The organism is Laedolimicola sp. (genome assembly GCF_051972735.1).
In the GTDB taxonomy this organism is placed as follows: domain Bacteria; phylum Bacillota; class Clostridia; order Lachnospirales; family Lachnospiraceae; genus Laedolimicola; species Laedolimicola intestinihominis.
This window is the reverse complement of sequence record NZ_JBOKYU010000005.1, coordinates 42,103-55,701: the sequence shown is the minus strand read 5'-3', so window position 1 is coordinate 55,701 and position 13,599 is coordinate 42,103. Positions and strand designations below refer to the sequence as shown.

Sequence of the window (13,599 nt, the reverse complement as noted above, 5' to 3'; positions counted from 1 at the left end):
TGGAAACGGCGGTACACCATAAAAAAAGTGTACCGCCGCTCTTTGAACACAACAAAAATTATAATTATTTCAATCCACAGGGATTCCCTGACGTGTATAGTGTACCACAGGTTTGGTAGTTTATTCAAGGCGATATATGATTTCAATTATAATTTATGTTGCAAAAAATAATTTACTATTGCAATTCTAAAATAAATGTGATACAGTCTAATTATCAGATAAATGCAGAATGAAATATAACGTTATCTCGCAGATACTGTAGATGAGAGTAATAGTTTGACGATGAAAGAAGGTGAAAATAAAATGGGAATTGGAGTAAAGGTGCATGTATGGGGTGATTACGCATTGTTTTCAAGACCGGAGCTTAAGACAGAACGCTACAGCTATGACGTTATTACCCCCTCGGCGGCCCGCGGCATCCTGGACGCCGTATATTGGCATCCAGGTATGAGATGGGTCATCGATAAAATCTATGTGAAAAATCCCATTTGTTTTACAAGTGTACGGCGGAACGAAGTAAAAAGTAAAATTCTGGCAAGTAATGTGCTGCAGGCGTACAATGGCGCGGACAAGCCGTTGTATATCAGCACTAGGGAGGATATTGTCCAGAGGGCAGCGCTGGTGTTGTGTAATGTTTCCTATGTGATAGAGGCGCATTTTGAAATGACAGACAAGGCAAATGCGTCGGATAATCCGGGTAAATTTAAGGATATCATTATGCGGCGATTGCGAAGGGGAGAGTGCTTCTATATGCCGTGCCTCGGATGCAGAGAATTTCCGGCAAATTTCGCTCTCTGCGAGGAAGAAGAGATCCATACCGCTTATGATGAAGTGCCGGAAAAAGATTTGGGACTTATGTTATACGATATGGATTACAGCGACCCGGAAAATATTCAGCCTATGTTTTTCCATGCGGTTATGCGTCACGGCGTGATAGATTTAAGAGAATGCGAGGTGTTACGATGATCTTGCAGGCATTGGTAAAACAATATGAGAATCTGGAAAGACAGGGAAAAGTATCCGGGCTGGGCTGGTGTCAGGCCAAAGTGTCATACGAACTTGATTTGTCAAAAAATGGAGACGTTCTGGGCGTTACTTCGCGGAAGATAGAAGAAATGCGCGGTAAAAAGACCGTCTGGGCACCAGCATCTCTGATTGTCCCGGAAATGGTGACGCGCTCTTCTGGTGTGTCAGCTAATTTCCTGTGTGATAATTCCAAGTATATGCTGGGAATTGATGTGCAGGGAACAAATCAGCGTGTTATTGATTGCTTTCAGGCCACAAGAGAAAAGCACCGGAGCGTGTTGAAAAACGCGCAGGGAGAAATAGCCCGCGCGATTTTGGCCTATTTTGAGAAGTGGGATCCGCAAAAAGCAGAACAGCATCCGGTTATTCGAGAAAACTGGGAGAAATTAACAGAAGGCGGAAACCTGATTTTCAGCGTAGAAGGGCAGGAGGCGCAGGAGGACGAGGAAATCCGGACGTGTTGGAAACAGTACCGGGAGCAAGACGATGGTGAACGTAAGGGTCTTTGCCTTGTTACAGGTAGGAAAACTGAGATTTCCCGAATCCATAAAGTGATCAAAGGGGTTCCGGGCGCGCAGTCCAGCGGAGCGGCATTGGTATCTTTTAATGCCCCGGCATTTGAGTCTTATGGAAAAGAACAGAGCTACAATGCGCCGGTGGGGAAATATGCGGAATTTGCCTATACGACAGCATTAAATTATCTTTTGACACAGAGAGATTATACCTTTTCTCTGGGCGACGCCATGGTGGTGTACTGGGCAGAAAGCGGAAAAGAAGAATATCAGAAGTGCTTTTTTGATATCCTGAGACCGACCAAGGATAATCAAAAAAAATTAAAGGATATTTTTGATAGTTTAAAAGAAGATACGAAGGTATATCTGGAAAACGCAGAGATGGATCCGGAACAGAAATTTTATATCCTGGCGTTGGCGCCCAATGCGGCTCGTTTATCGGTACGATTTTTCTACATGAATTCATTTGGGAAGATATTGCAGAATATTGCGGAACATTACGAGCGGCTCAGTATTGTAAAACCGGCTTGGGCAGAGCAGGATTATTTGGGAATTCGCGATATGCTGAATGAGACCGTGAGCCAGAAGTCGAAAGATAAAACACCCATTTCGAATATGTCGTCGCTTGTATTGCAGGCGATTCTGTCAGGAAGCAGATATCCGGCAAGTCTTTATACAGATACTTTGATTCGCATACGGGCAGAGAACGGTAAAATTACATGGGGGAGAGCCGCTATTATCAAAGCATATCTGAATCGCAACTATGGGTGGAAGAAAGGAGAAGGATTTATGGGACTAAAGGAAGAATGTACGGATACAGCTTACGTACTAGGAAGATTATTTTCTCTGCTGGAAGCAATACAGAAAGAAGCAAATCCATCAATCACAACGACAATCCGGGATCGGTATTTTAATTCCGCCTGTGCAACACCTGCAAGCGTATTCCCGGTGTTGATCAAACTGAAAAACAGTCATATCAAGAAGCTGGAAAGAGATAAAGGGGGCGCAAAAATTTATTATGAAAAACAGCTGACAGATATCATGGGGAGACTGGAGGAATTTCCAAAACGGTTATCATTGGAGCAGCAGGGACAATTTACGCTGGGTTACTATCATCAGCAGCAGAAAAGATATGAAAAAGGGGAGGAAAAATAAATGAGTGAAGCGATTAAAAACAGATACGAGTTCGTGATATTATTTGACGTGGAAAATGGAAATCCAAATGGCGACCCCGACGCAGGTAATATGCCCAGAATCGATCCGGAGAGTGGACTGGGATTGGTAACAGATGTTTGCCTGAAGCGCAAGATTCGTAATTATGTGGAAACAGTAAAAGAGGATGCGCAGGGATATAAAATTTACATCAAAGAGTCTGTACCTTTGAACCGTAGTGACAGGGAGGCCTGCGCAGATCTGGGAATCCGGGAAACAGAGGAAAAAAAGGTAACGGAAGAATTGAAGAAATTAAAGAAAGATGATCCGGATGCAGATCTTAAGCTGAAGGATTATATGTGCCGGAATTTCTATGACATTCGTACTTTTGGAGCTGTAATGACTACTTTTGTCAAAGCCTCTTTAAACTGTGGTCAGGTAAGGGGACCTGTTCAGATTGGCTTCGCCCGCAGCGTTGATCCGATTATCGGTCAGGAGGTGACAATTACAAGAGTTGCTATCACTACTGAAAAAGATGCGGAAAACAAAAATACAGAAATGGGCAGAAAGACGATTGTTCCTTATGGACTTTATCGTGCGGAGGGATATATTTCCGCAAATCTGGCGCGAAAAGTAACCGGCTTTTCGGAAGACGATCTGGAACTGTTGTGGGAAGCAATTCTCAACATGTTTGAAATAGATCATTCTGCTGCAAGGGGAAATATGGCAGTACGGGATCTGATTGTCTTTAAGCACAGCAAGGAATTGGGAGATTGTCCGGCGTACAAACTATTTGACGCGGTAGAAGTAAAGAGAAAGGAAGATGTGGAATACCCCAGAAAATATCAGGATTATATCGTAACGGTTCACAAAGAACAGATTCCTGATTCTATAGAAGTAAGAAGGATGAATTGATGGAATACGCAGAAGACGATTATCTTATGATATCCGGAATTCAGCATTTCAGGTTCTGTAAAAGGCAGTGGGCGTTGATTCACATAGAACAGCAGTGGGCAGAGAATGAACACACAGTCATTGGTGAATTGATGCATAAAAAAGTACACGATCCCTATCTTACAGAAAAACGAAAAGATATTATCATTACGCGGGCTATGCCGGTGGCGTCCAGAAAAATGGGCGTCACTGGTGAATGCGATGTAGTAGAGTTTCACCGATGTGAGGAGGGAATTCGCCTGTATGGACATCGAGGCAATTTTTCTGTTTATCCGATAGAATACAAAAAGGGAAAGCCTAAAATTACGGAAGAAGACAGATTGCAGCTGACCGCACAGGCAATGTGCCTGGAGGAAATGCTTTCCACGCATATTTCAGAGGGGGCTTTGTTCTACGGGGAGACAAGACGGCGTGAACCTGTGGAAATAACGGAAGAGCTCCGCAATGAAGTAAAAGAAATGTTTCAGGAGATGCATCAATATTATAAACGACAGTATACGCCGAAGGTAAAACCGGGCAAGAAATGTACAGCATGCTCGTTGAAAGATGTCTGCCTTCCCAAACTTGGAAAAAACGGTTCTGTGAAAATGTATCTGGCCCAGGCGCTTATGGAGGAAGACGTATGAAAAAATTATTGAATACGTTATATGTTACTTCCGAAAACAGTTATCTGTCATTGGACGGTGAGAATATTGTTATTTATGAGAAGGAAAGCGAACTGGGAAGAGTCCCATTGCATAATCTGGAAGGAATTGTATCTTTTGGTTATCGGGGAACCAGTCCGGCGCTTATGGGCGCCTGCGCAGAAAAAAATATTTCCCTGTGCTATATGACTCCTCAGGGGAAATTTCTGGCGCGCGTTACAGGAAAAACACGGGGAAATGTAATTCTGCGCAAGCAGCAGTACGAGAGCAGTAACGATGATACAATCGCGCTGGAGATTGCCAAGAGTTGCATTCTGGGAAAGGTACATAATGCGCGCTGGATTCTGGAGCGGGCTATTCGGGATCACGCTATGCAGATAGATGCGGAGCGTGTAAAAAGGGCGTCTGAAATGTTAAAAAATTCTATTGCGATGGTTCGGAGCAGTACATCAAAGGACGAACTCAGAGGATATGAAGGAGAAGCGGCCAGTATTTACTTTGGAGTATTTGACGAACTGATCTTGCAGCAGAAAAAGGATTTTATGTTTCAGGGCAGGAATAGAAGACCGCCTATGGACAAGATGAATGCAATGCTGTCATTTGTTTATACATTGCTGACCAATATGGAGACGTCTGCACTGGAAAGTGTAGGGCTGGATCCCTGTGTCGGTTACCTTCATACAGAACGGCCCGGCAGAGTTTCGTTAGCACTAGATATGATGGAAGAACTCAGGGCAGTTCTGGCAGATCGGTTTGTGTTGTCGTTAGTGAATAAGAAAATGATTACAGGCAAAAATTTTACACAGAAGGAAAACGGTGCGGTACTTCTTGATGACAATGGACGCAGACTGATATTGACGGAATGGCAGAACAGAAAAAAGGAGTTCATAACGCATCCGTTTTTACAGGAAAAGGTGGAGTGGGGAATGGTTCCTTATGTTCAGGCAATGTTGCTGGCACGTTTTTTGCGTGGCGATTTGGATGGCTATCCGGTTTTCCTGTGGAAATGAGGTGTGGAATGTTAGTATTAATTACGTATGATGTGAATACCGAAAATGCGGCCGGAAAGACAAGGCTGCGGAAAGTCGCAAAGCAGTGTGTCAATTATGGCAGAAGAGTGCAAAATTCGGTATTTGAGTGCCTCCTAGATAATGCACAGAGTATTACCTTGAAAGCAATCCTTGCGGATATTATTGATCCAGAGAAGGATAGTCTTCGTATTTATTATTTAGGAAACAAATATCAAACGAAGATAGAACATATTGGAGTAGACAGAGGGATTGCCGCAGATCAGACGCTTATTTTATAAGTTCGGTGCGAAAGCCAATGACACATAAATGGACGGAGGGATTCGCACCTGAAAATAAGTCATGGAATGTTTAAATATGTTCTGTAAAATCGAAATGTTTAATGATTTTAAAAGTTTTAAACAATTTTTGCCGAGAATCAGATAAGATTTTGGGTAAAAATTGCTGTCGCTCCCCTCGCGGGAGCGTGGATTGAAATATAATCGGCAACGGTGTATTGTTTACATCATCTGTCGCTCCCCTCGCGGGAGCGTGGATTGAAATTCAACTTTTTCCTGCAATGCAACTACGCTGTCCTTGTCGCTCCCCTCGCGGGAGCGTGGATTGAAATAGTAAACGGGTTCCATTCCAGCTTGCGCCCATCTGTCGCTCCCCTCGCGGGAGCGTGGATTGAAATGCGACATGTAGGGACTTACCCGCGCCCGGCGTAGTCGCTCCCCTCGCGGGAGCGTGGATTGAAATCCATAAGTGTAGTTCTTTCAGTTCCAGGGCCTGGTCGCTCCCCTCGCGGGAGCGTGGATTGAAATCTCCTTGATATTTTTATTCCAGAATGATACAATGGTCGCTCCCCTCGCGGGAGCGTGGATTGAAATCACCATCAAGAAATCTGACCTTGACCGCTACGGCGTCGCTCCCCTCGCGGGAGCGTGGATTGAAATCCAGCTTGCCAAGCGTCTCCGCATACTTCTGACTGTCGCTCCCCTCGCGGGAGCGTGGATTGAAATCGATATCCGCTGGAGACCATATACCCGTATCTCAGTCGCTCCCCTCGCGGGAGCGTGGATTGAAATCTCTGGCCTATACGGTGGAAGCGCAGACGGAGCGTCGCTCCCCTCGCGGGAGCGTGGATTGAAATATCAGTACATGAGAGCGTCAGGATCTCCCCGTTCGTCGCTCCCCTCGCGGGAGCGTGGATTGAAATGTTGTAGAAAATGCAATCAGCACATGTTTGACTAGTCGCTCCCCTCGCGGGAGCGTGGATTGGAATTTGCAATATGCCACATTATATTTGTCGAACAAAAATATTTGACGGCGATGTAAAATTATGCTAGTCTGAATTTATCATCATTATCTGAAAAAGTTCAGGGAGTGAATCACTCCAAATATTCCAGAGATTGTGAGCCCACAAAAGATAGCGATGCCTTTACTTTGGCAAAAGAATCAAATATAATAAAGGAAGGAGAGATGAGGAGGTATATGATTATGCCGCTTATGGAAAAGGAACACTATACGATCGAAGATATTTATGCGTTGCCGGAAGGAGAAAGGGCAGAACTGATAGACGGGCAGATGTATATGATGTCACCGCCTGGAAGAAGACATCAGTGGCTTTCTACTTATCTATTGACGGAAATAAGCCTCTATATCAGAAGTAAGAAGGGGACATGTGAGGTATATGCGGCTCCCTTTGGCGTATTCCTGAAAAATGAAAAAGGAGAGGACGATTATCTGGAACCGGATATTGTGGTAGTATGCGATCTGGACAAGCTGGACGAAAAAGGCTGTCATGGCGCTCCAGACTGGGTGATAGAGATTGTATCGCCCTCTAGTAAGAAGCGGGATTACCTGAAAAAGACTGCGATTTATATGGAGCAGGGTGTCCGGGAATACTGGATTGTGGATCCGATGCGCGAGGTGACCGTAGTTTATAAGTGTGAGGAAGAAGGCTTCCCGGTAATATACAAATTCGGCGAGTCGGTAAAGGCAGGGATATACGAAGAACTTGAGATTACGATAAAGTAATTTTCTCGCCGCTTTGTTAAAAAATTAGCAACTAAGTCCCAAAAGGCACATTTGTGCGCAAATGAATGCAAAAAAAGCCATGGTCGAACAAAATAGACGTTTCGACCATGGCCTTTTTGTTGAAAAAGTGCTTATAATGGCAAAATGTACAAAAACGAATACAATGTCCTATAATCTAATCATCAAAGTAAATAACACAAACGTGAGGAGGAACATAAAACTATGGCAAGTAATTACAGAGAACCGAACATTATCTTCGAGGGATGGACCGACAAACCGGGTACCGGCATCATCGTGACAGGAGCGGCAAGCGGAATCGGAGCTGCAACCGCGATTCTGGCAGCACAGCACGGATTGAAGGTAGCAGCCTGGGATATGTTCGTAGAGGGCGTACAGGAGACTATCGAGCGTGCAGGCGAATTCGGCTGCAACATCAAACCGATTCAGGCAGACCTGTCCTCTGACGAGGCAGTAGACAGAGCTATGAAAGAGACCCTGGAGTTCTGCAAGCCGAAGTATCTGGCCAACGTAGCAGGCCCGAAGATGCTGAACACCCAGTGGAATTATGAGCAGGTAGTCGGAATCGCATGCGCGATGATTCATCGCCTCTGCACTGCATTTGAGGCACTGGATCTGGATGAGGGCGCAGCCGTAGTAAACGTAGCGGCAGTAGCCGGAATCTTCGAGGGCGGCGGCGGAGATCCCTGGTACGCGACAGCAAAGGCCGGTATCGCAGGCTATACCAAGAATCAGGCAGATGCTCTGAAGGGACGTGTTCGTATGAACTGCGTATGCCCGGGAGGCCCGATTCACACTCCGAGAAACCACAGCGCAGTAGAAGGCGAATTCATGCAGCATCTGATTTCCATCAACCCCATGGGACGACCGGGACGTCCGGAGGAGGAAGCAAGCGTTATCCTGTTCCTGCTCGGACCGGCATCCAGCTATGTAAACGGACAGGTTATCGCAGTAGACGGCGGACTGACACTGGCAAGATAGGCGGGAGGACAGAACATGATTGCAGCAGAAAGAAAGACAGCGCTTCTGAACGCCATGCAGAAGCTGGAAGCATACAGACAGATTCAGAACGAAATGGGACGCGCGGTAGCAGCCTTTAACTTTCGTCAGGCAGACCGGCTTTTAAGCTTCTTCGCGCTGGATAAAGCGGATGTGTCCCTGGAATACGCCGACGAGGGCGTCTTCAACGGACCGGAAGCAGTCAGAGCTATCGTAAATGACGTGGTAGGAAAGGAGCCGAAGCCCGGCGAGATGCTGGATATGCAGCTGACCACCCCGATTATCGAGATTGCCGACGACCTCCAGACCGCGAAATGCGTATGGTGGATGCCCGGCGCAGGCGCCATTCCCCAGGAGGAAGGCGACCCGATGGCCATCTGGGCCTGGGGCGAGCTGGCAGTAACCTTCGTACAGGAAAACGGCGCATGGAAGATTTGGAAGCTCCACTATTTCCGTTATATGAAATGCGACTACAAGAAGGGCTGGGTAGACGACACAAGCATGATTAACCGGTTGAATACACCGCTTCATCCTATGTCAGACACCACCACCTATCACAATCCCTATTCACCCACCAACATCCGTGTTGGCATCCCCTGCCCGCCGAAGCCCTACGCGGTATACGATGCGGAGAAGGATAAAAACTGGGAGCTGGATGTAAACAAGAACTGGTAAGGAGGAACGGCAGATGTTTGATTTGACAATGGAAGATTTTGACCTCCTGACCGATGAAGAATTCGAGGTACTGGAGCAGGAAGTAGGAAGACTCACCTCTTGCTGGAAAGTATCCAATACCCGCGGTGGATCCGCTATCTACTGGGACGACCAGAGAATCGGCGAGAAGCGTCACGAGTATATGGCACTGAAACATCCGAGTGTCAATGTGGAGGCTGAGATGGCCTTCCGCAACAAAGCGGTAGTAGATTCCCTGGAGGGCAACTCCCTGATTCATCCGCTGACCACACCGGTCATCGTGGTGGACAAGACCAACACAAAATGCCGCGCCGTATGGCGTTCCATCGGCGTCGAGGGATTGTCCAAATTCCGTGAGAAGCCGCAGGCTATCATATCTCTCGGAAGCGTACAGGGAGCCAATGTACTGGAGGATGGCGAGTGGAAGCGGCTGTGGGGAGCATGGCTTCGTCTCACCAAGAACGAGTATCACGCAGGCTGGGTAGAGAGTATGGTTCCGACCAACACGAGACCGCCTCTCACACCGGAGCAGGACAGAGCGATGCTTGGAAAATACGCATACCAGAAAGACGAAATCCGCAAGCCCGCGCCGGAACCGCCCCATGACGACACCTGGGAGGTATGGCCGGACGAGACGGATCCGAGTTATCAGTTTATCAATCTGAAGGAATAACCGCTTCGAAAAACGTACAGATGGGGTAGTAGTATGGCACGATATATTGTAAAACGAATTATAATGATGATTCCTGTATTGATAGGGGTTTCCATCCTGTTATTTGCGATTCAGGCACTGACGCCGGGAGATCCGGCCAATATCGTACTGGGACAGGATGCGCCAATAGAGGAAAAAGAAGCGTGGAGAGAGGCAAATGGGTTAAATGATCCGATGGTTGTCCAATATGTCCGATATGTAAAAAATGTTGTGACCAAAGGCGATTTCGGAACATCCTACAGAAACGGAAAGCCCATCACAGGAGATTTGATTCAGCGTTGGCCTACCACATTAAAGACCTGTCTTCTGAGTTTGGCAGTGGCGGCAATTATCGGAATTCCTCTTGGAATACTCTCTGCGCTGAAACATGGAACATGGATAGATTCTGCGGCCCGATCCTTTGGAGTTCTGGGAGTTTCCATTCCGAACTTCTGGATGGCGTTGATGCTGATTATTATCTTTTCCCTGAATTTAAAATGGTTCCCGGTATCCGGTTCCTATGGACCAATCTACTGGGTGCTTCCCATAGCGACACTGGGTATCAACAATGCGGCAAATATCATGAGATATACCAGATCCGCAGTGCTTGATAATGTAAAACAGGATTTTGTAAGAACAGCGCAGGCCAAGGGCCAGAAAGAATCTAAGATTATTATGCATCATATCATGGGAAACGCCATGATACCGATTACTACCTGCATCGGCATTTTCCTAGTGAGCAACATGGCAGGTACCATCGTAATTGAACAGATCTTTTCCCTGCCCGGACTGGGTTCCCTTATGATAACAGCCGTTACCCAGAGAGATTATCCGGTACTCAGAGGATGTATTCTTCTGGTAGCAGTCACGACCTGCGTCATTAACCTGTTGATTGACCTGTTTTACGCGGTCATCGACCCGAGAATCAAGGCGAGACTGAAGCAGGAAGGCGGAAGCAGCATTATCAAAAAACGGATGCAGGGAGGTGTGGCAAAATCATGAGTGCAAAGCAGGCAGCTTTTGACAGAAAAGAAATAAAAAAGAGAAGCATGTTTGTGGAAGCCATGAACAGACTGATGCACAACAAGTCTGCAATCTTCGGACTGATCATTATGATAGCCATGATTTTGCTTTGCGTATTTGCAAATGTGATATGTCCGGAAGGCTATAACACACAGAACATCCCGGATGCATTCAGCGCTCCGTTTGGAAAGTATGTGTTCGGAACCGATAACCTGGGAAGACCGATGCTGGCCCGTATCCTTTACGGAGGCCGGAACTCCCTTCTGATTGGCTTTGCGGCAACTCTGATAGCAGCCGTCGTGGGAGTTATTCTCGGAATGTTGGCAGCATTCTACGGCGGAAGGGTGGACAATATCATCATGAGATGTATGGACGTCTTGAATTCCATTCCGAACCTGCTTCTGGCGGTATTGGTATCAGCCTGTCTGGGAAGTGGAACCGTGAACACGATGATTGCGGTGGCGGTATCAACCATCGCAGGATTCGCGAGAACCGTCCGCGGACCGATGCTGGCGATTATGGGACAGGAGTACATAGAGGCAGCCCGCTCCATTGACGCTAGCGACAAGAGAATTATGTTCAAGCATATTCTCCCGAACATTTTGTCACCGATTATTGTACAGTTTACCATGGGTACTGCGATTTCCATTCTGTGCGTATCATCCTTAAGCTTTATCGGAATGGGAATTCAGCCGCCGATTCCGGAGTGGGGCGGACTGCTTTCCGCAGGACGTCAGTACATTACCAGATATCCATATCTGTGTATTGAGCCGGGTATCGCGATTGCGTTGGTGGTATTTTCCATGAACCTGTTTGGCGATGGTCTGAGAGACGCACTGGACCCGAGACTGAAGAGATAAGGAGGAACAGAAATTATGTGTGAGAGAAAAGAACTTCTGTCGATTCAGGACTTGTCAGTACATTATATCACGAAGGATATGGGTACCTGTAAGGCAGTCAATAACGTATCCTTCAATATCTGCGAGGGCGAGACCATCGGCCTAGTGGGAGAGACAGGAGCCGGAAAGACAACCATTGCGCTTTCCATTCTGGGACTGATTCCTTCTCCGCCCGGAAAAATTGTAGATGGTAAAATTGTATACAAGGGTGAAGACCTGTTAAAGAAAAATAACAAGGCAATGCAGAAAATCCGTGGAAAAGAAATTTCTATGATTTTCCAGGATCCGATGACGACTCTGAACCCGATTGATACAGTCGGAGATCAGATTGCCGAGGTTATTGGGTTACATAACCATGTCAGCAAAAAAGAAGCGATTGAGCAGGCTGGAAAAATGCTGGAGATGGTAGGAATTCCAAAAGAACGTTATGGAGAATATCCGCATCAGTTTTCCGGCGGTATGAAACAGCGAGTTGTCATCGCGATGGCGCTGGCATGTTCACCTGCACTTCTTCTGGCAGATGAGCCTACGACGGCACTGGACGTGACCATTCAGGCACAGATTCTGGAAATGATGAACGATATCAAGAAAACCCATGACGGAGCCATTATGCTGATTACCCATGACTTGGGCGTGGTGGCACAGATGTGCGACCGGGTTGCGATTGTATATGCGGGAGAAATTCTGGAAATCGGAACCGTACAGCAGGTATACAAGAATATTCTTCATCCTTATACAAAGGGCTTATTTGAATCATTACCTGGATACAGCGCAGGAAAACGTCTGAAACAGATCGACGGTTTGATGCCTGATCCATCCGATTTACCGCCATTGTGTAAGTTTGAGCCGCGCTGCCCCTATTCCTGTGAGCAGTGCAAAAAAGAAATGCCGCAGCTTATCGACGTGGGAGACGGACATATGGTCCGATGCCTGAGAGTGCAGAAAGGGCAGGTGTAGAAGATGGAAACCATTTTAGAGGTAAATAATCTGAAAAAATATTTCCCTGTAGGTGGCAGAACCCTTCACGCAGTGGATGACATTACCTTTTCCATCAACAAGGGAGAGACCCTGGGCGTGGTAGGAGAGTCCGGCTGTGGAAAGTCGACCATGGGAAGAACGCTTCTTCATCTGCACGAAAGCACAAGTGGTACGATTCGTTTCAAGGGAGAGGACATTACCAAGGTCAATAAGAAGAAGCTGAGCGAGTTAAGAAAAGAAATGCAGTTTATCTTCCAGGATCCGTTTTCGTCCCTGAATCCGAGATTTACCGTATATCAGACGCTTGCGGAGCCGCTGGAGATAGCGGGCGGATATTCCAAGATAGAGATTGAAGAAAAAGTATACGCCATGATGGATACGGTCGGCCTGGCCAGAAGGCTGGTCAATACCTATCCCCATGAGTTGGACGGCGGAAGACGCCAGAGAATCGGCATCGGCCGAGCGATGATTCTGGAACCGGACTTCATTGTCTGCGACGAGCCGGTATCCGCGCTGGATGTGTCCATTCAGGCGCAGATCATCAACCTTCTGCTTGACATGCAGGAGGAGAAGCAATTAACGTATGTATTTATTACCCATGATTTGATGGTAGTAAAATATATTTCCACGAAAATCATGGTTATGTATTTGGGTGAGGTTGTAGAATTTGCGGAGACAGAGGAGCTTTTCGAATCTACTCTGCATCCGTATACAAAGGCATTACTTTCCGCAGTTCCGCTTCCGGATGTGGATGCGAAACAGAACCGGATTGTGCTGGAAGGAGAGGTTACATCACCGATTGACCCACCGCAGAGCTGCAGATTCTGCGCAAGATGTAAATATGCGCAGGACAAGTGCCGCAAGGAAATTCCACCTCTGACAGAGGTAAAACCGGGGCATATGGTGAAATGCCATTTTGTAAAAGAAATCAATAAAATGTGAAACATAAATCAAGGAGGT

Annotated in this window: 14 protein-coding genes and 1 CRISPR repeat array; all 14 genes read left to right on the top strand. The window is 46.6% G+C overall.

Annotated elements, in window-relative coordinates:
* The first annotated feature begins 303 nt into the window (after positions 1-303).
* The 14 genes from cas5c (at position 304) to ACTRC3_RS02700 (ending at position 13,581) form a co-directional block, all read left to right on the top strand.
* A complete protein-coding gene (cas5c, locus tag ACTRC3_RS02765) occupies positions 304-966 on the top strand; it encodes a type I-C CRISPR-associated protein Cas5c (protein WP_440321392.1) in 663 nt (220 codons plus the stop codon).
* Positions 963-2,693, top strand: coding sequence for a type I-C CRISPR-associated protein Cas8c/Csd1 (gene cas8c / locus ACTRC3_RS02760; protein ID WP_440321391.1), 1,731 nt, complete (start codon positions 963-965; stop codon positions 2,691-2,693). Before cas5c ends, cas8c begins: the two co-directional genes overlap by 4 nt.
* On the top strand, positions 2,694-3,605 hold the full coding sequence (gene cas7c, locus ACTRC3_RS02755) for a type I-C CRISPR-associated protein Cas7/Csd2 (protein WP_440321390.1): 912 nt from the start codon (positions 2,694-2,696) through the stop codon (positions 3,603-3,605).
* Positions 3,605-4,270 carry a CRISPR-associated protein Cas4 gene (gene cas4 / locus ACTRC3_RS02750; RefSeq protein ID WP_440321388.1) on the top strand — a complete coding sequence of 222 codons (666 nt, stop codon included), beginning with the start codon at positions 3,605-3,607 and terminating at the stop codon, positions 4,268-4,270. The genes cas7c and cas4 overlap by 1 nt, the downstream gene beginning before the upstream one ends.
* Positions 4,267-5,298: a type I-C CRISPR-associated endonuclease Cas1c gene (cas1c, locus tag ACTRC3_RS02745; RefSeq protein WP_440321431.1), complete on the top strand. Its 1,032-nt coding sequence runs from the start codon at positions 4,267-4,269 to the stop codon at positions 5,296-5,298. Before cas4 ends, cas1c begins: the two co-directional genes overlap by 4 nt.
* A gap of 8 nt (positions 5,299-5,306) precedes the next feature.
* Positions 5,307-5,597 (top strand): CRISPR-associated endonuclease Cas2, encoded by a 291-nt coding sequence (cas2, locus tag ACTRC3_RS02740; protein ID WP_158364165.1) that lies wholly within the window; start codon positions 5,307-5,309, stop codon positions 5,595-5,597.
* Positions 5,598-5,762: 165 nt separating this feature from the next.
* Positions 5,763-6,584: a CRISPR direct-repeat array (repeat unit 33 nt; unit sequence GTCGCTCCCCTCGCGGGAGCGTGGATTGAAATC).
* A gap of 214 nt (positions 6,585-6,798) precedes the next feature.
* Positions 6,799-7,338, top strand: coding sequence for a Uma2 family endonuclease (locus ACTRC3_RS02735; protein ID WP_440321386.1), 540 nt, complete (start codon positions 6,799-6,801; stop codon positions 7,336-7,338).
* A 222-nt stretch (positions 7,339-7,560) separates the two neighbouring features.
* Complete coding sequence (locus ACTRC3_RS02730) at positions 7,561-8,337, top strand: SDR family NAD(P)-dependent oxidoreductase (RefSeq protein WP_440321384.1); 777 nt, start codon at positions 7,561-7,563, stop codon at positions 8,335-8,337.
* 15 nt (positions 8,338-8,352) lie between these two features.
* Entirely contained in the window at positions 8,353-9,030 is a 678-nt protein-coding gene (locus ACTRC3_RS02725) for a nuclear transport factor 2 family protein (protein ID WP_349164468.1), read from the top strand.
* A 13-nt stretch (positions 9,031-9,043) separates the two neighbouring features.
* The gene (locus ACTRC3_RS02720) at positions 9,044-9,721 is read left to right on the top strand and encodes a hypothetical protein (RefSeq protein WP_440321381.1); all 678 of its coding nucleotides are present in this window, start codon (positions 9,044-9,046) and stop codon (positions 9,719-9,721) included.
* A 33-nt stretch (positions 9,722-9,754) separates the two neighbouring features.
* The gene (locus ACTRC3_RS02715; RefSeq protein ID WP_440321379.1) at positions 9,755-10,741 is read left to right on the top strand and encodes an ABC transporter permease; all 987 of its coding nucleotides are present in this window, start codon (positions 9,755-9,757) and stop codon (positions 10,739-10,741) included.
* Positions 10,738-11,622, top strand: a complete 885-nt coding sequence (locus ACTRC3_RS02710) for an ABC transporter permease (RefSeq protein WP_440321377.1) — start codon at positions 10,738-10,740, stop codon at positions 11,620-11,622. Before ACTRC3_RS02715 ends, ACTRC3_RS02710 begins: the two co-directional genes overlap by 4 nt.
* Before the next feature lie 15 nt (positions 11,623-11,637).
* Entirely contained in the window at positions 11,638-12,618 is a 981-nt protein-coding gene (locus ACTRC3_RS02705; RefSeq protein WP_440321375.1) for an ABC transporter ATP-binding protein, read from the top strand.
* Between the two features lie 3 nt (positions 12,619-12,621).
* Positions 12,622-13,581 (top strand): ABC transporter ATP-binding protein, encoded by a 960-nt coding sequence (locus ACTRC3_RS02700; protein ID WP_440321373.1) that lies wholly within the window; start codon positions 12,622-12,624, stop codon positions 13,579-13,581.
* Positions 13,582-13,599: the final 18 nt, after the last annotated feature.